General features: G+C 44.9%; 15 protein-coding genes. 3 read left to right on the top strand and 12 right to left on the bottom strand.

The window, feature by feature from the left end; genetic code table 11:
- The first annotated feature begins 5 nt into the window (after window positions 1-5).
- Together PTQ21_RS21565 and PTQ21_RS21560 are read left to right on the top strand one after the other, a co-directional pair.
- Window positions 6-995, top strand: a complete 990-nt coding sequence (locus PTQ21_RS21565; protein ID WP_274567084.1) for an alpha/beta hydrolase — start codon at window positions 6-8, stop codon at window positions 993-995.
- A gap of 395 nt (window positions 996-1,390) precedes the next feature.
- Window positions 1,391-2,143, top strand: coding sequence for an SDR family NAD(P)-dependent oxidoreductase (locus PTQ21_RS21560; RefSeq protein WP_072733506.1), 753 nt, complete (start codon window positions 1,391-1,393; stop codon window positions 2,141-2,143).
- 591 nt (window positions 2,144-2,734) lie between these two features.
- Here the strand turns inward: PTQ21_RS21560 and PTQ21_RS21555 are convergent.
- Window positions 2,735-3,187, bottom strand: a complete 453-nt coding sequence (locus PTQ21_RS21555; protein WP_063563815.1) for an Lrp/AsnC family transcriptional regulator — start codon at window positions 3,185-3,187, stop codon at window positions 2,735-2,737.
- A gap of 237 nt (window positions 3,188-3,424) precedes the next feature.
- On the opposite strand from PTQ21_RS21555, the gene PTQ21_RS21550 reads away from it, so the two are divergent.
- Window positions 3,425-4,954, top strand: coding sequence for an MFS transporter (locus tag PTQ21_RS21550; RefSeq protein ID WP_274567083.1), 1,530 nt, complete (start codon window positions 3,425-3,427; stop codon window positions 4,952-4,954).
- Window positions 4,955-5,659: 705 nt separating this feature from the next.
- On the opposite strand, the gene PTQ21_RS21545 is transcribed toward PTQ21_RS21550, so the two are convergent.
- The 11 genes from PTQ21_RS21545 to PTQ21_RS21495 form a co-directional block, all read right to left on the bottom strand.
- A complete protein-coding gene (locus PTQ21_RS21545; RefSeq protein WP_274567082.1) occupies window positions 5,660-8,326 on the bottom strand; it encodes a discoidin domain-containing protein in 2,667 nt (888 codons plus the stop codon).
- Between the two features lie 195 nt (window positions 8,327-8,521).
- Window positions 8,522-10,171, bottom strand: coding sequence for an extracellular solute-binding protein (locus PTQ21_RS21540; RefSeq protein ID WP_274567081.1), 1,650 nt, complete (start codon window positions 10,169-10,171; stop codon window positions 8,522-8,524).
- Window positions 10,172-10,194: 23 nt separating this feature from the next.
- Complete coding sequence (locus tag PTQ21_RS21535; RefSeq protein ID WP_274567080.1) at window positions 10,195-12,495, bottom strand: helix-turn-helix domain-containing protein; 2,301 nt, start codon at window positions 12,493-12,495, stop codon at window positions 10,195-10,197.
- 287 nt (window positions 12,496-12,782) lie between these two features.
- Window positions 12,783-13,841, bottom strand: coding sequence for a glycoside hydrolase family 88 protein (locus tag PTQ21_RS21530; RefSeq protein ID WP_420800381.1), 1,059 nt, complete (start codon window positions 13,839-13,841; stop codon window positions 12,783-12,785).
- Between the two features lie 102 nt (window positions 13,842-13,943).
- Window positions 13,944-14,825, bottom strand: a complete 882-nt coding sequence (locus PTQ21_RS21525) for a carbohydrate ABC transporter permease (protein ID WP_063563855.1) — start codon at window positions 14,823-14,825, stop codon at window positions 13,944-13,946.
- A 10-nt stretch (window positions 14,826-14,835) separates the two neighbouring features.
- Window positions 14,836-15,759 (bottom strand): ABC transporter permease, encoded by a 924-nt coding sequence (locus PTQ21_RS21520; RefSeq protein WP_274567077.1) that lies wholly within the window; start codon window positions 15,757-15,759, stop codon window positions 14,836-14,838.
- Between the two features lie 56 nt (window positions 15,760-15,815).
- Entirely contained in the window at window positions 15,816-17,441 is a 1,626-nt protein-coding gene (locus PTQ21_RS21515; RefSeq protein ID WP_274567075.1) for an extracellular solute-binding protein, read from the bottom strand.
- A gap of 320 nt (window positions 17,442-17,761) precedes the next feature.
- The gene (locus PTQ21_RS21510) at window positions 17,762-18,178 is read right to left on the bottom strand and encodes an RDD family protein (protein ID WP_420800339.1); all 417 of its coding nucleotides are present in this window, start codon (window positions 18,176-18,178) and stop codon (window positions 17,762-17,764) included.
- A gap of 177 nt (window positions 18,179-18,355) precedes the next feature.
- Complete coding sequence (locus tag PTQ21_RS21505) at window positions 18,356-19,318, bottom strand: ABC transporter substrate-binding protein (protein WP_274567073.1); 963 nt, start codon at window positions 19,316-19,318, stop codon at window positions 18,356-18,358.
- Between the two features lie 23 nt (window positions 19,319-19,341).
- Window positions 19,342-21,090, bottom strand: coding sequence for an ABC transporter ATP-binding protein (locus PTQ21_RS21500; protein WP_274567072.1), 1,749 nt, complete (start codon window positions 21,088-21,090; stop codon window positions 19,342-19,344).
- Window positions 21,087-22,886: an ABC transporter ATP-binding protein gene (locus PTQ21_RS21495; protein ID WP_274567071.1), complete on the bottom strand. Its 1,800-nt coding sequence runs from the start codon at window positions 22,884-22,886 to the stop codon at window positions 21,087-21,089. Before PTQ21_RS21495 ends, PTQ21_RS21500 begins: the two co-directional genes overlap by 4 nt.
- Window positions 22,887-22,912 lie beyond the last annotated feature (26 nt).

Raw genomic sequence — 22,912 nt, 5'->3', positions numbered from 1 at the left:
GATATATGAAGTTAACAACGGTTGAACTCACCAATACGAACGTTAGTCTAACGGCTTATGTATTGGATTCTTCACAAGGAATGTCTAACATGGGCAATCGACCTGCTGTTCTCATTTTACCTGGTGGGGCATACAGAGCATGTTCAGAGCGGGAGGCAGAACCGATAGCGATGGCTTTTCTAGCGGAGGGGTACCAGGCTTTTACGTTACAATATTCGATTAATCAGAACGCTGTATTTCCGAAACCTTTGAATGATGCAGAAGAAGCACTGGAATTGATTCAGGAGAATAGTTCGAAGTGGGGGATTGATCCAGACAAAATAGCTGTATGTGGCTTCTCGGCTGGTGGACACTTAGCGGCAGCGTTAGGAACTATGGGAAAGATTAGGCCCAATGCCATGATTCTTGGTTATCCATGCATTGTGGAATCGATGAGCCGTATTTTCCCTGTACCGGTACCAGGCGTCGATAAGTCTGTAGATGCGTTAACACCGCCAACGTTCATATTTCACACGTACGAGGATCGATTGGTTCCAGTTAGTAACGCTTTGACTTTTGCAGAAGCTCTTAACCATGCAAATGTCCCGTTTGAGATGCATATCTTTACCAAAGGCGTACATGGCTTATCGCTCGCAAGACCTCATACTTCAGGAGGGTTACGCAGCATGGTCGAACCGGCTGTTGCGCAGTGGTTTCGTCTTTGTATAAGCTGGCTCCGAGGCATATTTGGTGAATTCGCCTCGGAGCGAGAGAGCGTTCAGGTTGATTCTGTTGATCAATACAGTTTGGATGTACAACTGGGTGTTTTGTGGAAAAATGAAGTCTGTAAACAGGTCATTTTAGCCGCAATACCTGTTCTTGGGGAATCGCCGAATCAAGAAGCAATGGAAGTTCCTCTCCGAGCTATTCTTGACTTTGGGGGTGATCTCTTATCAGAAGCAGCAGCAATCCAGTTGGATCATCAATTGCGGCTTGTTCCCGTTCCACCTCGATAATTTACCAAGTATTCAAATGATAATTGCAAATGTAGACAATAAATGATATCTTAATAATCAAAATAATAGTCATACTATCATTTAATATTTTACACACATCATGTATCGGAGGATGAAGAATAATGGCCTACAATGAAAATATTGAAATCGGGGATTTACTGAATAATGAAGAGGCGTTAGCAATTCTAACTAAACATCTACCCGAGTTTATTAACGCTCCTACATTTAAGATGGCTTCCAATTTCACACTAAATCAGTTGGTAGAGGTTCCTCAAGTGGATATTCCTGAAGTTACATTGCTAGCTTTAAAGAATGATTTGGCTGGTATTTCAATTGTGTCAGGAGAAACTCCGAAAACCAAACCTGCGGTTGCTGCAAACAAACAATCTGATTCCCTGGCAGGTAAAGTCATTACAATCACAGGAGCAGGCAGTGGAATAGGAAGAGCAAGCGCCATTCTGATGGCAGCCAGAGGAGCCAAGCTGGTTCTGGTCGATTATAATACTGCAACAGGACAAGAGACACTGGAGCTGGTAAAGGAGCAAGATGGCGAAGCCATTTTTGTACAAGCCGATGTTTCCAAAGAAGATGATGTTCAAAATTATATCCAGCAAGCTGTTAATACGTACGGAAAAATTGATGTAGCTTTTAATAACGCCGGAATCATCCAACAGTTCCAAAGTTTCCATAGCATGAGCTTGGAAGACTTCAATCGAATCATCGATGTCAATCTGAAGGGCATATTCCTCGGAATGAAACATGCACTTCGAGTGATGGACGAACAAGGATACGGTCATGTCATTAATACTGCATCTACAACAGCCATTCGCGCTGAACACAGCTTGGCCGCTTATACAGCCAGCAAACACGGCGTTGCCGGTTTAACCAAGGCAGCTGCGCTTGAATACGTCAGAAAAGGAATCCGTGTTAACGCGATCTGTCCTGGTGGTGTAGCTACACCATTGACAGCGGCTGTTCCACAAATGTTGCAAGACAATGAATATATGCCAGAAGAATTCCCTAATATGAGAATTGGACGGTTTGCTGAACCAGAGGAACTCGCTCAAGTCGTTGCATTCCTGGCTTCGGATGGATCAAGTTATATGACAGGTTCCATTATCGTAGCCGATGGTGGTCTTACCCTTTAAGAATTTCTACATGGACACTAAATTAGAAATGATGAGGGGGATATACAATGAACGAATGAATCCTATCTCATTAACAAACAATAACTTTCAAAGAAAAGGGCAGATTAACTAATTTCTGCTCTTTTAAGAATTTAACATAAATGTTAATTGACGGAGCAAGTTGAGTGTTGATAGCATAGGTTTAATTTAAAACGAAAAGGCTATGATAGGTAAGGTATTAGGGATCTCACAGAGAGATGTCACGGGACAAGAACATTGTTCCATTCAAAGTCGCTATTTTAGCGGCTTTTTTATTTATCGGTACAGGTTCTTGTCCCGAGCCAAGGACAAGAACCTGTACCGATTGCCGAAATGGACAAGAACATAGTCCGATTACCGATTAGATGATTATCTAAAATTAAGCATATGTAGTTAAAACCTCTGATCTGTATGACATCGGACCGTAGGAATTGATTAAAATGAAATTCTCCACAGTAAAAAAATGAGATAAGTGGCCTTGGTCCTGAGTTTCTTCGGACTAAGGCCCTTATTATATCTGTAAACGTCCGTTGATATAGAACTTGATTATGATTTTGGAAGTTCAGCTTGGAATTAGTCCGCTCTATTGGCTTCTTCGAGAGAACGAATGAGAAGACTATGATCGATCGGTGAAGACATGACAATCAAGATGGTGTAGGTTCCATATTTATCGCACTGATTGCTGAACTCCTCGAGCGTGCGTGTGGATTCTGTTACAACTTTTAATAAATAACTATGTTCTCCGCTTATGCGGTGGCACTCAGCAACATGGGGAGATGCATGGACATAATCAAGAAATGCCAAGCAGTCTCTAGTTTGAAAAAGCATATAGGCAGTCGCATGCTTCCCAATTTTTTCAGGAGAAATAACGGTGTGATATTCTTCGATGATTCCCTTCTCTTCCATTCTCTTAACTCGTTCCGTTACGGCAGGTTGGGATAACCCAACGCTTTTGCCTAGCTCAGTCATTGAAATCCTCGCCTGTTTTTGAAGATAGAAGAGTACTTGTTTATCTACATGATCCATTTGAATAAGCTCCTTTAAATTTAAGGTGTTTTGAAGAAAATAGCTTTTATTACTTAGCATAATTATCATATTTTATTTTATATGATATGTAAAATGGAAGATATAAATTATATAATAAGACACACGTAAATTATACATGAGAAGTCAGAGAGGATGGCAAGCAATGAGTAGATATGAAATAAATAAAGTAATTACAGAAGAGTTATATGTACGTGTTTATATTGGAGGGTACTTTCAATGACTATTTCCCATTCTAGCAAAAATATAATCGCATTGGCTGCGATATGTTTGTCCGCACTAATGTTTGGCCTCGAAATTTCCAGTGTGCCAGTAATTCTGCCTACCTTGGAAAAGGTACTGCATGGAAACCTCAAGGATATGCAATGGATTATGAACGCCTACACCATTGCCTGTGCGACGGTTCTGATGGCAGTGGGAACGCTGGCTGACCGTTATGGAAGGAGACGTATTTTTATTATTAGCCTCGTCTTGTTTGGTATTACATCTTTGATTTGTGGCTTGGCACAAAACACATCGGTTCTAATCATCAGTCGATTTCTTCAAGGTGTGGGTGCGGGTGCAATGCAGATTTGCCAGATTGCAATTCTTTCGCATCGGTTTCAGGAGGAGCGGGAGCGTAGCAAAGCCTTTGCAGTATGGGGGATCGTATTTGGTATCGGCCTTGGTTTTGGACCCATTATTGGGGGGATGATTGTGGCCGTATTAAACTGGCATTGGGTTTTCCTGATCCACGTCCCACTGACTATCCTCACATTGATCCTTGTTTTTGGCGGTGTGGATGAATCAAGCGATCCTCATGCGGAAAAACTAGATATTATTGGCATCGTCACGCTTTCGTTGACGGTTTTTGGTCTGTCATACTTTATCACTCAAGGAACCGAACATGGCTTTACTAGCGTAGTATCCATAGGCGTTCTTGTTGCAGCATCAATAAGCTTCATTATTTTTCTTTTTGCGGAAACGCTTAGCGCCCATCCGATGTTCGACTTTTCCGTATTCAAGATACGTAATTTTTCCGGTGCTCTTCTTGGCTCTATCGGCATGAATTTCAGTTTCTGGCCGTTCATGATCTATCTGCCGATTTATTTTCAGAGCGGTCTTGGTTATGGCATTGTAGCTGCTGGTCTGTCTCTCTTGGCTTATGCTCTGCCAACCTTGGTGATCCCTCCCTTGGCAGAGCGCCTTTCGCTCCGTTATCAGCCGCGTATAGTTATTCCATTGGGCTTGTTCATCATCGGTACGGGCTTCATTTTAATGAAATATGGTAGTGGAGGAGATAACGCCAACTGGCTAACCATGCTTCCAGGTTCTCTGCTGGCTGGTATCGGGCTGGGATTGACGAACACGCCTGTAACCAACACGACGACTGGCTCGGTTTCGATTACACGTGCAGGCATGGCTTCGGGTATAGACATGAGTGCCAGATTGATCAGTCTAGCTATTAACATCGCTGTTATGGGATTCATTTTGCAGAATGGTATTTTGTCTTATTTGAAGGGAGCACTTCATGGGATTTTCGATACAACGAAATTGCGGACTTTAGCTGAGAAAATAGCGGCCGGAAATTTTACATCTCTCAAGCAGAGTTTTCCAGAACTGTCCTCTCTAGATACGTCAGGAGCCTTGGTCCATAAAGCTCTTGTGCACGGCTTTGGCTTGGTAATGCTCTATGGTGGCATTGGTGTGTGGGTTTTGGCTGCGATTAGTTTCATGATTTTCAGATCCAAGAAAACAGGTAAAGTGTGAAGGGCATCGCTCCCACAAGTGGTTACCTCTCGTATGTACAAATAGGGAATTACCAAGATAGAATTTGCCTTTTTGCGGTCAAAGGGCCTCCTATGTGCCTTTTAAAAAGGAGGCAGATGTTATTCTTAACGCCAATCAGTTGACATCTGTCAATGGAAAAGGACGATGGCAAACAAACGTATATTTATGATGCCTGAATCAATTAGTTGAAGTGAAAGACCAATCTGGTCAGAGAATACAGCAATACAGTTATGATGAACAGGGGAGCTCAGTCGGTCAGCCCATAAAGTCGCTATCTATTATAGCGGCTTTTTTTGTTTTAAGGAACCAAGACTTAGAAACCCACAAACAGACATATGTACAAAATACGAGTTTTGTGAAACAGTTGTTATAATTCAAACGAACCTCATCATTATCAAATCATTACATTGCACCCAATCAATTATCTTATCTTCATCAGTTAACTGATGATTCCATAATCAACTCAACTTACACTTACATCCCATGGATAAATGTGGCTTTTTCTTTTTATAACCCCCGAGATATTTTTAAATTCGTATGGATAAATATGTGATCCCGCATATTATAATTGTCGTATCACACAACTCAGTTATCTTAAATATAATATGCACTCATTCCAGCTTTATAATGAGCGCATATTATATTTGACTCTCTAAATTTCTTTAATTTTATCCTACGTCATTTTTAATTCTCGTGTACCCAAAATTCAATAATACTGTTCCAGGTATTGGATTCGTTGCCTTGCCCGACATAACGAATGAATTTGGCCTGAATCGGTTCAAATTCAAATGTTTCATAAGCCGCCTGTTTTTTACTGGCCACATTACTTAATAGTTTTTGGTAATTAATACCATCAGTTGATATCTCCAAATCGAAATAATTGGATCGCGTATGTCCATTATAGAATTGAATGCTTACCTGCCCTACTTGAGTCTGTTGCTCAAGCTCCAATTGCAGGTATTGGCCCTTTCCATCTGCAGACCATCTGGAGTCTGGATCACGATCAATCGTATGGATCGGCAGATTGCCATCATCTGCACTTGCCGTAACTTTGGTTACAACGGCGAACGGTCCTTCCGGCTCTGCCATAGCCTCTTTGACTTCAAATTTCTCCCGTGCCTCGACCGATACGCCATTAAAGACGCAGCTCACGATGATGTCGACCTTTCCCGCTTTTAGCGCATGGAATGTAGTTCCTTCTGTATATCCAATCGTATCATCACTTGATGTGTACGTTACAGGAACATTCAATTCTGCGATGTTTACGATTTCTCCATTATCTAATGTTAGAAACGAGGATAATTCTCCGCTTCCGCCTGCGCTGATCGCATTCCCTGCGACTCTCCAGCCGGGTACTGTTTTATTGGGACTTATGGAGATATTCTCTGGAAGTACGGGTGTATCAGCTATCTTAAACTTCACTCGCACGTTCTGGATGTAACCCCGATAGGATACAGTGATCTCTCCAGTTCCAGTAGTTCCTTGCGGTTGCTTAATTTTAACCTTTGCATCCTTGGCATAAGCTTTTGCAGAGATGATCGGCGTTTCAGTTGTACCATAAGGCAAAGTGTGGACGTAATCCGTTCTTAAGAACTGCATCCCCCCAATAGCTTCGCCATTCACCAACAGGGATTGAAGCCCCAGATGAATATCTTTGATGCGCTTCTTGCTCTGATCCTGATATAAACTTTGCGGGGATAAACGATCGCCCTCCCCAATGCCTTCCGCCATATCAAATGGCTGCGTATTCGCATCCGGAATGGAACCGACAATGTTGACGTTCACGCCGGTGTCCTTTCCTTTGGTTCCAATGACATATCCATTCCCGAATTGTTCTGATTCTACAATAACGCCGGATTTACTAGGGTGTGCCGCCTGACCGGTCGTATTCCAGAACACACTTTCCGTGGTTACCACTCCATGACGATTCGTTTCGGATGATCCATAATCCCGTGTAATGGCAGAGATCCCGTCCCCGTTAACTACCAGGTTGTCGACAAGATTCGCCATGCTTAAATACATATGAAAATCAGTTAATAATGAAGGTTTCTCAGAATACGAACCTTGCAGGACATTCCCGTTCGCAGAGAAGTTGGCATATGTGAAGCTATGTCTAGCTCCTATCGCTTTGCTGTTCTTGATAAGGTTATCATTGCCAATAAATTGATATAAATAACCGTTCCCATTCGCTCCACGATACTGCGGGTACTGCATGGTTACATGATCCACAGTGACGTTCTTCGTACGATCCAGAATAATACCCTTGGACAACAGCTGATAATCTGTATTGCCAGCTGGTTTATAGGTGTTAATATTTCGAATCCAGCTGTTGGCCACTGCAATCACATTGACAGCTTTAGCATTATCGGCTTCATATCCAGCAGTCCCAACGACTTTGAAGTCATCTTCACCAAGCCCCGACTTCGCATTTTGAATGTTTGCAATCGAGAAATCCTCCAAACCTACTTCGACAATCGGATCTGCGGTCTGACTAATTGTGATATCATCGCGCAGCTTCATAGGATAACGTGTCGGAATGTCTAACGTGATCGTTTTATTCTCCGGATCTACGCCCACGATTTGGCGATAGAATAACGGTTCTACTTTACCAAGACGTGACGACCACTTGTTTTGCATGCCAAGTTCCCGTAAGAAACCCGGCGTCGTTTCGAATGAAATGACCACGTAATCATTCACCGCAAACCCGCTTGTGTCCTCAACGGGTAGCAGGACGGTTGGATCAGTAACCGACTTGCGAAGTTTCGTAGAAATTCCGGTTTTCTTCCAATCTCCGTTACCGATCCGGATAATATCCTTGTTTTTCATATTTTGCTGTGCATTATAGATATGAGTCTTGTTCATCCCGTCACCTTTCAGGACCACACGACTTGCAGGAATGTTTAGTGAATAATCCTTGCCGTCCTGAGGGTTAACCTGATATGTACCCTTGGGAAGATACACGACACCCCCACCTAACGCAACAGCAGCATCAATTGCCTTTTGAATAGCCTGTGTTGCATCTCGATTCCCTGAAGGATCGGCAAAATAAGGTGATTTGGTAACGTCGATACGTTTGTTTTTAGGCGTTTTAGGTAGTTCTGTTTCCCCACGCCGATAACCGGCATACGAAAAGTCATGCAGAAACCTTCCCTGTTCATCTTTAAATCCAGGATACCAATCGTTTGGATAGAGTCTGCTTCTGCCATCCGTACCCAGAGACAGATTCTCACCCGCACGATCAATAGATAGCTGTGAGTCACCTTCTGACGCTCGAACCTCATGGACTCCAGGTACAGACAATCCGACAGTCAACGTAAATGCCAACAATAAAAAAGGCCACTTTCTACGCATGCTTTCGTTCTCCTCCTTTTGGATTTCAGAGTATGTGAGCGGTTTCAAGAAACCCTATAGTCACCTCCGATCCTGCTCAAGCAAGAGTCATGTGCATGCCAACTCAGCATGTCATAATCGATTGTAGAGCACGAGGAAACGAAATTACATCAACAAAAACGACACTTCAATGCCCATTTTATACAATATAAGGGTTTATTTAGAGGATACAGCGCGATTATATCGCTCTAATGCCTGTTGTTGAATCTCAATCGCACGATCAATCTGTAATGACTTGATTTGCTCGACATACGTATCGAAAGCATCCACCGGCTCAATACCAAAAATGATTTTCAGCGACATCTCGTCCACCACTTTATTCACTTCCTGCATGATGACAGACATCTCCGTGCTTTCTTTCTCGGTTTTGGGCAGGGTTGGTACCTGATGGAGAACAGCATCCGTACTGGACCATAACTGCACCGCCTCTTTCTGTTCCGGCAAAATATAATATTGCTCCATATATCGCGTATCCTGCACAAATGGACCGAAATAACTCGCTCTGGTGTACATCGCAAGCGCTTGCGCCGGCGACCACTTATCAGGGTTTTTCAAAATAGTTTCCGTATACGTCGGGTACCCGTCTTTCATCTTAAAACTAACACCTTCAATACCAAAGTTGAACAGTAAATGTCCCTCAGGCCCATACCCGTAATCGAGCATCCGTGCTGCTTCTTCTACATGATGACTGTTGCTGGATATGGCGACCCCACTGGAACCGATAGCGGGAGCAAGTTGACCAAATTTCGGGCGATCTCCTTTGTTCATGACAGGATATGGCGCTGGCACAAGCTTTGCATGGGGATCCGTCTCCTGCAAGATGGGTAGCCATGTACCAATCCCCGCCCCTGCATTCCAGATACTCGCGCCGCTGCGTCCTGTGGTCATGTTTGTATCCTGAGTCTCCGAATCGACGGCAGCTAGATTCTTGTCAATGAGTCCCTCCGCATACCATTCACGAAATAAGGATAGAAACGCCTTATATTCAGGTTCTTGTGCCCCAAACTTAATTTGGCCATCTTCCACGTAGAACCCCTTTTTAATGCCAAAAGCGCCAATAAAACCTCCACCTTCGATACCAAACAACGGATTCGGAACACCTAGAAAAGTAAGCGGGGCGTCAGCTCCCTTTTTGTCCTTAAATGCCTGAAGCATCGTATGCCATTCGTCAATCGTTGTTGGCACATCAAGTCCAAGTTCATCCAGCCAGTCCTTCCGGATAATCGGCCCTTGGTAGGTTCGCAGCTTATCATCTCCCTGAATAAAAGGAAACGCGTAATAACTTCCGTTCGCTGTGCGAATCTGCATATCAATGTCTGGATGCTCCGTCAGGTACTGCTTCAGATGAGGTGCGTATTGATCAATAACATCGTTTAATCGCAGAATATATCCATCTTTGATCGCTTTCTCCGGCCCACCGGGATAATTGCTCCACTCGTATTCAATCATATCCGGCAGCTCTCCGGACGTAAGCAGCACATTAATCGCTTCTTTGGCCTGATTGGCGGGAGGCCGGATGAATTGAAGGTTGACTCCGGTTCTCCGCTGCCACTCCTGAAAAAAAGGAACTTCATTAAAGCTGGACTTTATGCTCGCTGCATTGCCATTCAATTCTGCCCAGTAAGTTAATTTTCCATCGTCATTGGGTGAAGCAATTGAGACGGTCTGATACTCTGATGAGCCGGAACGTTCTTCCAGCTTGGCATCTGAATCTGTTCCGTTCTGATCGCAAGCAGTCAGCATGCCAAGCAGTAGGATGAATCCTGTCAACTTTGTTATGAATGCCAACTTTCTCTTTACGTTCATGTTCCGGTCTCCTTTCAAATCAATCAACTGATTTCTTTATATTTACCGGGCGTAATACCCTCGTATTTCTTGAACACTCGGATGAAAGTTGCTGCATCGTTATACCCCACCAATCGGGATATTTCTGTAATGGATTCCTGTTTATGCTCAATCATTTCTTTAGCCTGTCGGATACGGCACTTATGAATGCAGTCCAGCAGACCCTCACCAGTCTGATTCTTGAAGAGTTTGGACAAGTAACTGCCCTTCAGCTCAAAATGCTCACCAATGGCGTTGACGTTCAAATTCGCGTCTGTATAGTTACTCTCAATATACTGTGTGACTTGGGTACTGAGATGACGCAGGGAATCCTCACGTTCTTGTGATACATTCGTTGCGCGCTTGTCAGCGGCATAGGAACATACCTCCTCAAGCAAGTTCTGCAATGCCTCCTGCATCTCCTGAATGGTATCCCCGGCAATAATGTCCTCAATCCGATGCGGGTATTGGGTTAGCGTATGGTTATCCCTGTCCCCCAGATCATTGATAGCCTTGATCATTGTACCTACCAGGTTGAAAATCAGGCAACGTGCAAGGGTGAGAGACATAATCGGTTTATCAAAATTTCGCTCTGTAATCTCGTTCATATAAGCGCTGGCTTGGTCGGTATCTCCCGCTTTGATGAAATTAAGAAGCTGCTGTTCCACCTGAAGCGGATAGTAGTAGCCAAACGGGTCATCCGCCATCGCATCGCTGCGGACATCGCCATAGGTAATGATACCTTTTTTGCCAAGCACCATTTTGTATTCCATCGCGTCTACAGCTTCCTGGTATGCTTCGGCGATACCAATCCACGACGTATGGCGTCCACTGATCGAGATCGTCAATTCCATATCATAACGTTCCAGGAATCGCTGCGCTTCTGCCGCAATGTGATGAAGATCCTGGTTCCAATCCGAAGAATCCGCTTTCATATTTACAAGGCAGACCATCATATCATCAACTTCAGCCACATATCCGACGTGCTGACGCTCTGAAGCCAGTTCTTCAACCACATTGGAAATAATGAGATGGATTAGCTTATTTCGTTCGTTGATATCAATACCTGGCAGCTTTCCATAGAGATTCTCTTCATTCTCGATAACAAATAGGATAACAGCAAATTCACTTGAATACAGCGGCATATGGAATGAACGGAATGCATCTTCATAAGGCACAAGCGTATCCTGTTTGCCTTTGAGAAGCCGATTAATCATATTGGAGCGCAGCACCTGCTGATGTTTCTGCAACTGCTGGGCAATCTCATTCTTTTCTGAACGTGTGTTCATGATGACCTTCTGTATAAACCGAAGTTCGTTCCGATCAGCAGGTTCGTTCTGACTATTTTTGTCTTTTAGTGATTCCACGAGCTGTTGGATTGGGGAGTAATTCCGGCGCATGAAGAACCAGGTCAGTACACCCGCGCTAATGAGACTCACTACGATGCTGATATACGTAAAATTGCGGACATACACTGCCTTTTCCCAATATAGGCTGCTGGGAATAATCAATGCGTACTTGAGATCGGATACCGCAGAGTCTATGTAGAACATCTCCGACTTGCCTACCTTGGCGTTATCCAATTGAACCTGATTGCCATTCATGAATGGCTTCAATTCCTCTGACCCCGGATGATTGCTCATCAGAATCTCGTTATTCTGGTTCAGAATCAGCAGCGTGGCATCACTAAAACCCGAAATGCTCTCAATTGCTTCCTGGAATCTTCGCGTATCCGCCATGACGACAACCGTACCGGTCTCCTGACCATTCAAATCATCAGGCAGACGTGTAATGTACGCAATGGAAGACTCCGCCGGAGCTGCATTCTGATGTGGCAGTATAACGAATTGATTCGTCTCTGTACCCAGAATCTGATCCCGCCACGCCTCGAAAGACATTGCACCTGTGTTATGTATGGTATGAAATGCCGTTCGCATATCCCGAATATTACCTGAACGGAGAATGGATTGATCTTTTTTCCACACGACGTAGAATTCATCGATGGATGCGTAGGATGTTTTATAGAGACGGAGTTCCTTTACCAGTTGGTATGCCGTATACGGCGCCTCTTTGGCCGGCTGATTGGAATACATCAACGTTTGCAGATTTGGGCTCCACGTCATCTCCATGTTTAACCGCTTCATCAGATCAACTTGTGTATCGATTGTATATCGCATCTGCTTCAATAAAGAATCGTTGGCCCGATGTATTTCACTCTTCAAAGTCTCATTTGCTTGCATGTAAATAACCAAACTGATCAGAATCGGCACAATCAAGACAGCACTGTAAGAGACAAGCCAGGTCACAATTATGCTTTCTCGTTTTTGCCACAAATATCGAATGTTTAGCAACAACTCATCACCCAACTCTTCGTAGATTATCTATGTTTGGATCAGGAATTTATTATAACGGTAAGAGCGCAATTGGGATATAGATAAAAAGTTCAATTCGATTGACAAAAAGGGTAGCCACCACTGATTTTCCCCGTCAAATCAAGCACAAATAGCCCGAATAGACTAATTTCGTCTATCGGGCATTCGGTATCAATTCGGTATCAAATTGAGAATTTTTTTAAATATTCTTTATAAATTTTTTAGAAAATGCGGTGCTTCCAACCGTTTAATTTGGCACTCGCCTCGACGTAGAAATAGTCACCGTAAATGAGTGAGACGTTTACGTTCTGTCCTGCCGGTTTATGACCGGTTCCCTTGAGAAGCATACCTTCGTGCTCAGGAAGATTCCAGGTTCCATAATGATCCCGCAGGGAACTCAGGATACGTTTGGCAACAGTAGCATAGAGTCTGCCTTCCGGATCAGGAAGTATATCTGCTAGCTCAAGCAATCCGGAAGCAGCAATGGCACCAGCAGAGCTGTCCCGTGGAATCTCCTCCCCTTCTTCCGGCTCAGCACGGAAATCCCAATGCGGAACGCTATCCTCAGGCAGGCTGGAAATGAAGAAGTTCGCCACACGCTGTGCAGCATCCAGATATGCCGGGTCCTCTGTATAACGATACGTATTCGTTAATCCATATAAAGCCCAAGCCGCTCCCCGACTCCATGCCGAATCCGGCGCCGCTCCCTGACCCCCTATCGCTTCTGCACGTTCACCTGTCTCGGGATCAAAGCGAATGATATGATGCACAGAACCATCTTCCCGCACAAATTGCTTCATGACCATATCCGCATGAGCTTTGGCGATGTGGCTGAAACGAGGATCTCCACTTTCCTCAGATGCCCAGAAGAGCAAGGACAGGTTCATCATGGTGTCGATGATCGACCAGCCCAGCATGTCTCCATTCCAAGCCCGGATGAAGCCGCCTTTGGTATTGAAACGGCCAGCCAGAAAGTTGGCGGCAAATAAGGCACGCCTTGCGGCATCGGTATCTCCGGTGAGCTTGTATTTGATGACAGCCGTAGGCAGGAAATGAAAGCCCACGTCGTGATCAAAGTAGTTATTTTCGAGAAACTGTTCCGATAGCCGTTCATCCCAGTTCCATGCAGCCTCTTTATATTTCTCATCACCCGTCATATCGTACACAATCCATAACATACCCGGCCAGAATCCCGAGGTCCACCAATCGATTCTCATGTCGTCATAGATGCCATTTGCTCCAGCGACATGCGGAGACTTTTCACCTATGGCTGCAAGCATCTGATCGGCTTTACTTTTAATCTGATCCCACACGTCTTTGTTCACTTCATTTAATACGCTCATGTAACCTCATACCTCCTTACCGTTATTAAATTCTCTTGATTAACCTTTCAATGAACCAACCATGACACCTTTCACGAAAAAGCGCTGCAAAAACGGATAGATGCAAAGGATTGGTATCGTCGCTACCATAATCGTCGCATACTTGATGGTTTCCCCGATCTGGAAACGATCCCCAGCCGAAGCACCGGCCGACATACTCTCCGTGGAATTGGCGATCAGAATCTCACGCAGCACCAATTGCAGTGGGAACAGTTCTCGGCTTTTGATAAATACTGATGCATAGAACCACCCGTTCCACTTATCGACCGCGTAATACAGAATCATCACGGCAATGACTGGCATGGACAACGGAATAATGATACGGAACAAAATGGTGAAGTGATTCGCTCCATCAATCTTGGCCGACTCTTCCAGGCTGTCTGGTATGCCCATAAATGACGTTCGCATGATGATCAGGTTAAATGTGCTGATGGCAAAAGGCAGAATGGTCGACCACAATGTATCTAACAGGCCGACGCCTTTTACAACCAGGTACAGTGGAATTAACCCACCGCCAAAGAACATTGTGAACACGATAAAGAACATGAACACCTTGTTCCACATCACGTTTTTACGGGATAGCACATACGCACCAAGCGCAGTCATGAACAGGTTGACGATAACGCCGAACACAAGAATAAACAATGTATTGCGGAAACCTGTGGCTATACCTGGATTGGCAAGTACACTCTTGTATGCTTCCAGACTAAAGCCGACCGGCTTCCACAGGAGACCTTTGTTTGCTAACAGCTGCGCCGAATCACTTAAGGACGCGAATAACACGTAGAGCAGTGGATACAATGTGACGATGACGAGCAGGATTAGAAACGTATAATTGAAGATCGTAAAGATTCGGTCAAACCAACCGCTTTCCTTAATCAAAGTTACCACCTCACCATAAGCTGTTTTGACTCACTCTGCGGCTGATATAGTTCGCCGAAATCAGAAGAACGAGATTGATCACCGAGTTAAATAGACCGACTGCCGAGCTGTAACTCCATCCGAACTCCAACAATCCCTTTCGATATACGAAGGAGGAGATTACGTCAGCCGTTTCATAGGTCACCGGATTATAAAGGAGAATGATTTTCTCGAACCCGACATTCAGCATATTACCCATCCGGAGAATGAACATGATCGTAATAATAGGCAGCAATCCGGGTAGCGTAATGTGAAACATTTGCTTGAGACGGCTCGCTCCGTCTATCTTCGCCGCTTCATACTGCTCCAGGTCGATGCTCATCAACGCAGCGATATAGATAATGGATTCCCAACCGATCCGCTGCCATATTTCAGACAGAACATAGATCGGACGGAACAGCTCCGGCTTTTGCAGCATCGCCTGACCGTCATATCCAAGCATCATGATAAGGCGGTTGATTAAACCATCCGCGTTCGTGAAGTCCGTAATAATACCGCATATGACGACGAGAGAGATGAAATAAGGCATATACGTTATCGTCTGAACGACCCGCTTGAACGCACGCTTGCGTACTTCGTTGATGAGCAGCGCCAAAATAATCGGTGCGGGGAATTCAAAGACCAGCGTATATAAACTGATAAGAAGGGTGTTCTTCAGAACACGCAAGAAATAATAACTGTTGAAAAACTCTTCAAAGTGTTTCAGCCCAACCCAATCACTCCCCAAAATACCCTTCATCGGAGAATAATCTTTAAAGGCAATAATTGCACCGTACATCGGACCGTAATGAAATATTAAATAATATCCAATAACGGGAATCATCATGATATATAAATACTTGTTCATCATGAAGTCCCGCATGAACCGGCTTCTAAAGGATTGACGATTGCTCATGATGTACCTTTTCACCTCTTTTCAATCGGGAGGGCTAGTGCCCTCCCCTTTTACAATTACCGGTTGTTGTAGCGTTCGAGTGCTGCTGTTTGGATTTCAATAGCTCGATCCAGATGTAACGATTTCATTTTTGCAACATAGCTCTCGAATTGATCCACTGGTTCGTTACCCAGAATGATCTTGATGGTCATCTCATCGACGAGCGTGTTGATATCATTCATGATGGTCGCATATTCGGAGCTTTCTTCAGGTGTAGGTGTGATTGAAGGCAGATTATATTTGGCGGCCTGTGTATTCTTCCATACATCAATGGCATCGCGCTGAGTCTGTAATGCAAAGAACTGCTCGGCATAACGTTTGTCTTGAACAAACGGACCGTTATAGCTGCTGCGGGCATATAGTGAAATCGCTTGTGCAGGAGCGAGTTTATCCGGATTCTTCAGCAGCAAGTCCGTGAATTTCGGATAATCGCCTTCCATGTTATAGCTGACACCCTCTTCACCGAAGTTGAAGAACATGTGCCCTTCCTCACTGTAACCATAATCCAGCATGCGAACGGCAAGTTCCGGGTCCTTGGCTGCCGTCGTGATGGCAACCGTACCTTCCGAGGCATAACCTTGATTAAGCTGGCCGAATTTAGGAATATCCCCTTTGTTAAGTACCGGATATGGTGCAGCGACCAGAACGGCATCCGGATCATTTGCTTCTACGAGCGGCTGCCATTTGCCGATACCTCCGCCTGCGTTACCAACACTAGCGCCAGTAGCACCCGAAGCGAGGTTACCGTCAACGGATTTGGTATCTGCTGTGGAGATGTTTTTATCAATCAAACCTTCTTTGTACCATTCCTGGAATAACGTCAAGTATTCTTTGAAACCTTCTTCCGCAGGACCAAATTTGACCTGTCCGTCTTCCTGATAGAATCCGCGGTTTACACCGAAGGCGCCAAGGAAAGCACCATTACCGGAATCGTTAAAGAATCGTGGCTTACTTACTACAGAGAACGGAGCGGCTGCGCCTTTTTTCTCTTTGAAGGCTCTTAGAGTTGTTGTCCACTCATCAATCGTTTCCGGAACAGGCAGTCCCAACTCATCCAGCCAATCCTGACGAATGATGGGTCCCTGGAAGACACGAAGATACTCATCTCCCCGAACGAAAGGGAATACATAGTAGCTGCCACTGTCCGTTTTGACCATCTTGTCGATGTCCGGATTGTCCTGCAGGTATTTCTTCAGATTCGGAGCATACTGGTCAATCAGATCGTTCAACTTGAGGATGTAACCATCATTGATGGCTTTCTCCGGTCCACCGGGGAAATCTCCGATGAAATTGTACTCCAGCATGTCTGGCAAATCCCCGGATGCCAGCATCACGTTAAAGGATTCTCTGACCTGACCTGTCGGTGGTGCCGTGAATTTGAGTGGCACACCGGTTTTTTCCTGCCATTTTTGAAAGAATGGAATTTCGCTGTGCGAATTTTTGACCCCGATCAAGTTTCCGTTAATTTCACCCCAGTACGTAAGCGTCTTATCCGTTTGAATCGGATAGGTTGTTGCTTCCGTTGATCCGCTTGGTGTCTCTTTTTCAGCTTCGCCCGTTTTACTGTCTCCGGACGAACACCCCAGGATCGTTGTACCTAATAACAGGATCATCAAACTCGTAGATAACACTTTTCTTCTCATGGACCTTATCCTCCACCTTTTGGGAATGTCTGTGCTCTACCTCAGAGTAAGGGAGAGCGCACTGTAGCGATATTCGCAAAAGATGAAATGACATGTTGATTTCGTCAGAATCAAATGATCATTTAGCCAAAACGATAGACGAATTCTCTATATAATCTTCTGCAATGCCTTGAATTTGCAGTGTTGGCGCGGGTTTGTGACTGTACTTCTGACATCACAAAAAAACAGACGATGAACACTGTTCATCGTCTGTAACGTGGGTGAATATGAATGGATTTGAATATAACGAATATATTATGCCAGGGCTCGCTTTCTCATTTTTAGTCCCAGACAACTTCGGTACCTGCGATAAAATCATGTATTGCACGTTTGTCTTCTCGTACAGCAACCATGATGACACTCGCAATGAAACCAATGCCAAATGTGATTCCATATACCAGTCCTGCAACAACAACTCGCATGAGCATGGATCCAATTCCAGGGGGCTCATGTGTATCGTATTTTCGAATTCGAATTCCGCAAATACGTTTTCCTATCGTTCGGCCACTCCATAATACAGGTAATAAAATGGAATATAATCCACTCAGTAGTTTAGCTAAAGGCTCGTCATTATCAAAATTTCCTGTCAGTACACCTACAACAATGGCTAAAGGTATTGAAACGATAATTCCATCTAACAAGTTTGCTCCTAATCTAACCCAAAAACCTGCTTCTCTCAAATGAATGCCTCCTTTCATATGGATTTAGTTGAATGTATGTAGACACATATCCATGTAGTATAACAGAAAAATATTCCATTAAGTTCTTAATCATCCTTTTCAAGGAATGAAGATAGGCCCCTCAACTTTTGTTGAGAAGCCTATCCATGGCGAACCGTTTAACTTTTTAATCTTTCGTTATATTTCTATTCAGCGTTACTTCTGTCCTTCCAAAATCAGGTTACCCAAACGATCCATAAGCTCCATCCGTCCCATAGCCGTATAAGAATAATTGTAGTTATCTACACTGGAGATTTTATAAATCTTCCCATCCTTGACGGCATTCATGTTATTCCACACCTTGCTGTCTTCCATTTTGTTCTCGCTATTCTCCATCAGCACCAGCTGGTCCGGATTGACGGAGATTAGCGCCTCTATACTAATCTGTTTGCCTCCCCAGCCTTCGGGCTCAGGAATACCTTCTGTACGTTTTAGGCCCCACTCGCCGTACAACATCTCTGCCGCACCTTTATTCGAATAGATCACCAGATTGTTAGGATAGGTTTCGATGACCGCAAAAGATTCACCGTTCACAGCCGATTCGAGTTTTTGCTTCCACTCAGCCGACTTTGCATCATATTTAGCCAGGAACTCATCCTTTTTGGTTTCTTCTCCGAACGTATCTGCTAGGAACGTCAGACGTTCTCTCCAATCATAATACGAGTATGGCAAAACAATTGTCGGTGCAATCAAGGATAAGGTTTCATACTGATCTGTATTAAAATCCTTTCCCAGAATGATCAGATCCGGGTTCGATGCAGTCACCGCTTCTATACTGAATTTGCTGCCCAACCACCCCAGAACCAAGGTACTTGCATCCAACTTGTCTTTAAGGGGTGGAGTGATCTGATCTTGCTGCCCATAATCGGCGCTGGTTGTTGCGACAGGCGTTTTGCCAACGATCAGTAATTCCTCTGTTGAGCCGGACAGATCCACAATCCGCTCCGGATTAAGGGGGATTGTGACTTCTTCTCCATTTGGATTGGTGATGACTTTCGTTGTCGCTTGCGTCGTTCCCTCTGACGAACGAACCTCCTGACTGCTTGTCTGTTCAGTTCCGCAAGCCGCAAGCATCAGCATGGAGCATAATGCAATCCATATATGAATTCGTTTTAACATTTGAACTATTCTCCTCTCCAATTCTACACATTTACTTTTACTTGCCATCCCTCGGCATCATGCTGTAATTGCCACAGACGCGAATAGATACCTGATGTTAGCAATAATTGCTCATGCGTTCCTTGTTCCACAAGCTGGCCCTGATCCAGGACAAGGATCTGATCCGCATTTTGGATCGTTTTCAAACGATGAGCGATTAGAATTACCGTTTTGTTCGCGACCAGCTCGTTAATCGCTTGCTGAACTGCGGCTTCATTTTCTGGATCAAGTGATGCCGTAGCTTCGTCCAGCAATACGATGGATGCATTTTTCAACAACGCACGTGCAATCGATATACGCTGTTTTTCCCCACCAGATAACGTCGAGCCTCCTTCTCCCACTAACGTGTCATATCCTTGAGGCAGACTTGCGATAAACTCATGACAGCAAGCCCGACGTGCTGCTTCTTCAATTTCTGCCTGGGTAGCCTCTTTCTTCCCTACACGTATGTTGTTACCGATTGTATCCTGAAACAGATATACGTCCTGGAAGACAACAGAGATATCCTCCAACAGTTTCTCCGGGTCCATACGGTTAATTGGCTGCCCGCCAATCGTAATGGAACCTGACTGCACATCCCAGAAACGCGCAATGAGACGGGTAACCGTACTTTTACCACTGCCGGAAGGCCCTACAAGTGCAGTAATGGTGTGCGGAGGAATGGTAAACGACAAATTCTTCAGCACAGGCAGCTCATCATCATAACCAAAGGTTACGCGGTCAAACGAAATGGCCTGATTAGGTTGTACGCTTCCTGTTCCTGTCATCGGCGCCTCCTGCTGCACTTCCATAATGCGCCGTGCACTATATGCGGAGTACCGCATCTCGCCATAACTCATCAGCGCAACGGTCAGAGGTTCAAACACTTTGGTACCGACTAGCAAAAACAGCAAAAATATCGGCAATGTCAATTCCCCGCCAGCAAGCAAATAACTCCCCGCCAAAATCATCCACATCATGCCGGAACGCGCAAGCAACATCGCGCCCATAATCATCGGACCCATAATGCCTTCCAACCGAATGGATGCCGACTTCAACTCGTCAAAAGAACGACGCAGTCGTTCAAATCGTTCTCCGCCCATATTGTGGGCTTTGATCTCACGAATACCCGTTAAATACTCTTGCAGCCGACTGGCCGCTTCGTTCTTGGCTCTCACATGATTCTCGCTTAAGCGAGCCTGAATGGAGTCTGTCATCCATAACAAGGCCACCCCCAGTGGAACAGCGATGAACATCGCCACTGCCATTCGCCAATCTACAAACAGCAGTCCAGCAAAAGCCAACACCGGCAGCACAATTGCGCTGATGAGCTGTGACAGATTGTGAGAGATCGTATGCTCTACCTGTCCATAATCACTCAGAATCAGATTGGTCAGATCTCCCGGGTCCCTTTTGCCGAAGAAACCCAATGACAGATGACGAATATGTTCAGCCAGCTTCAAACGTCCCGTTGCGGCGAGGCTGTATGCTGCCCGATAAGTTTTATCATAGAGAGAAGAGTAAGCCGCATATTCCACCAAAAGCCATGCAAACAGAATGCAGCACACCACCCACATTCGCTGGATGTCCAGTCCTTTATCCGGTTCAGCGAAGGATTTGTATATCGTATTGAAAATATCAACGAGCAGCGCAGCCGGAACGATCTTGGCAATCCCGTCCAGAATGGCGGCTATGATGGAGGGAAGCAGACTGCGGGGGTTTCCACCCGATATATTGTATAAATAGTTCCTCATTGCTTCGCACCTCCAAGCTTCCACGAAGCTGCATGAATATGAGCCTGCCACATCTTCTCATACAAACCGTCTGCCTCGCGTAATTGATCATGTGTACCTCGCTCAACAATGGTACCCTGACGAATGACCAGAATCTGTTCAGCTGCCCGAATCGTTGTTAGACGATGAGCAATAATCAGGACCGTTTTACCTTGAACTAGTTGGGCCAGTCCTTGCTGGATCTTATGTTCATTTTCTGCATCCGCATATGCTGTCGCTTCATCCAATACAAGAATGGGAGCATCCTTGAGTAAAGCTCTCGCAATGGCAATCCGTTGAGCTTCACCACCAGACAGGTACGTACCACCTTCTCCAATTTTGGTGTCATATCCCTCATCCAGATTCTCAATAAACTCATGACAACAAGCTGTTCGAGCCGCAGCAATGACATCATCCCGCGATGCAGCTGTATTGCCCATGCGGATATTTTCCTCAATCGTGTCGTAGAACAGATGTACGTCCTGGAATACAAACGAAACCGTCTCCATTAACTTCTCTGTCCCCATTTCCTGAATAGGAACCCCGCCAATTGTAATTTCGCCTTGCTGCACGTCCCAGAAACGCAGAAGCAGATTGGCAATGGTAGATTTTCCGCCACCCGAAGGTCCAACCAATGCGGTCATTTCTCCTGCTTTAGCTACAAAATCAACTTCTTGAAGTACAGGTTTGAACGCTTCGCTATCCTTTTGTTCATAAGCAAAGGATACCTGCCGAAAAGCCACCTCATATGTATCGGGCACTTGCGGAGAGAGAGGTTCCTGTACAACCGACTCGGCAAATACAGCCTTGATTCGATTCTGACCTTCCACGATCTCACGCATGCCACTGCCCAGATACATCAGCTTCAAGAGTGGCGCGGACAAACTTGGTGTAATGATCAGAAATAGAATAAAGGTGATCGCAAAAGACTGATTGCCTGCGTTTCCGCTGGAAAGTAAAATGCCGATCGGAACAATAAAGGTAACCAGCGAAATTATGATGATGAAAAACATGCCATACGACGTTTTACATAAATCGGTTATTCTCAACGAGATATCGCGATAACGAGTTACTGCCTGTTTAAAGGTGAGAAACGAGTCCGCTGTAATACCGAATACTTTTACCGCCGGCATTCCTCTTACGTACTCAACCCCTGTTGAGTTCATCTCTTCAATCGCATGCTGAAAATCACGATATGCCTGACGCCCCCGCTCATTTCGGAAGATGCTGCTTTGCAGCCAGAACCCGATAATCATGGGAACTAGCAAGACCAGTGCCATACGGTAATCTAGCCAGAACAAATAGCAAAGCAGCACCAGTGGAATGACAATCGCACTTACGAGATCGGGAAGCTGATGCGCGATAAACTTCTCTATTTTCTCAACGCTAACTTCAATGATTTTTTTCAGCTCACCTGTCGCAGTTCGAGTGTGATACCCCATCGGCACTTTTGCCACATGGTCGGCAAGCTTTACTCTGAGCTGGTACAGGATGTTGAACGCAGCGATATGCGAGCACATGCCTCCAATATAAAGCGCAATAAGTCCGGCGATCAGCGCTCCAAAAGAGACTAATCCCCAATACATCAGCAAATCCCTGTCCAGGCCAGATGGCTCCCGAGCATGGATTAACAGTTCTTCGACGATTTTATACACTCCGATAAATGGAACTATTTGCAGCAGACTCGATAAAATCGAGAAGATACTTGCTGTAATCAGCAAACCTTTACGCTCTTTGGTTACTTCCATTAAACCGGATACTTCAGATGTGGTGTTCATCCCGCTCCTCCTGACATTAATAATCA

It is taken from the genome of Paenibacillus marchantiae, assembly GCF_028771845.1.
Classification (GTDB): Bacteria; Bacillota; Bacilli; order Paenibacillales; family Paenibacillaceae; genus Paenibacillus; species Paenibacillus marchantiae.
Note: the sequence above shows the minus strand (reverse complement) of the source record. Positions and strands in the feature narration are given on the sequence as shown.

What these genes read in the sequence shown, in the direction of transcription:
- PTQ21_RS21545 (WP_274567082.1), bottom strand. Translation starts at nt 8,326, where the DNA reads ATGCGTAGAAAGTGGCCTTTTTTATTGTTGGCATTTACGTTGACTGTC.
- PTQ21_RS21510 (WP_420800339.1), bottom strand. Translation starts at nt 18,178, where the DNA reads ATGAAAGGAGGCATTCATTTGAGAGAAGCAGGTTTTTGGGTTAGATTA.
- PTQ21_RS21550 (WP_274567083.1), top strand. Translation starts at nt 3,425, where the DNA reads ATGACTATTTCCCATTCTAGCAAAAATATAATCGCATTGGCTGCGATA.
- PTQ21_RS21495 (WP_274567071.1), bottom strand. Translation starts at nt 22,886, where the DNA reads ATGAACACCACATCTGAAGTATCCGGTTTAATGGAAGTAACCAAAGAG.
- PTQ21_RS21540 (WP_274567081.1), bottom strand. Translation starts at nt 10,171, where the DNA reads ATGAACGTAAAGAGAAAGTTGGCATTCATAACAAAGTTGACAGGATTC.
- PTQ21_RS21530 (WP_420800381.1), bottom strand. Translation starts at nt 13,841, where the DNA reads ATGCTTGCAGCCATAGGTGAAAAGTCTCCGCATGTCGCTGGAGCAAAT.
- PTQ21_RS21555 (WP_063563815.1), bottom strand. Translation starts at nt 3,187, where the DNA reads ATGGATCATGTAGATAAACAAGTACTCTTCTATCTTCAAAAACAGGCG.
- PTQ21_RS21520 (WP_274567077.1), bottom strand. Translation starts at nt 15,759, where the DNA reads ATGAGCAATCGTCAATCCTTTAGAAGCCGGTTCATGCGGGACTTCATG.
- PTQ21_RS21565 (WP_274567084.1), top strand. Translation starts at nt 6, where the DNA reads ATGAAGTTAACAACGGTTGAACTCACCAATACGAACGTTAGTCTAACG.
- PTQ21_RS21500 (WP_274567072.1), bottom strand. Translation starts at nt 21,090, where the DNA reads ATGAGGAACTATTTATACAATATATCGGGTGGAAACCCCCGCAGTCTG.
- PTQ21_RS21505 (WP_274567073.1), bottom strand. Translation starts at nt 19,318, where the DNA reads ATGTTAAAACGAATTCATATATGGATTGCATTATGCTCCATGCTGATG.
- PTQ21_RS21515 (WP_274567075.1), bottom strand. Translation starts at nt 17,441, where the DNA reads ATGAGAAGAAAAGTGTTATCTACGAGTTTGATGATCCTGTTATTAGGT.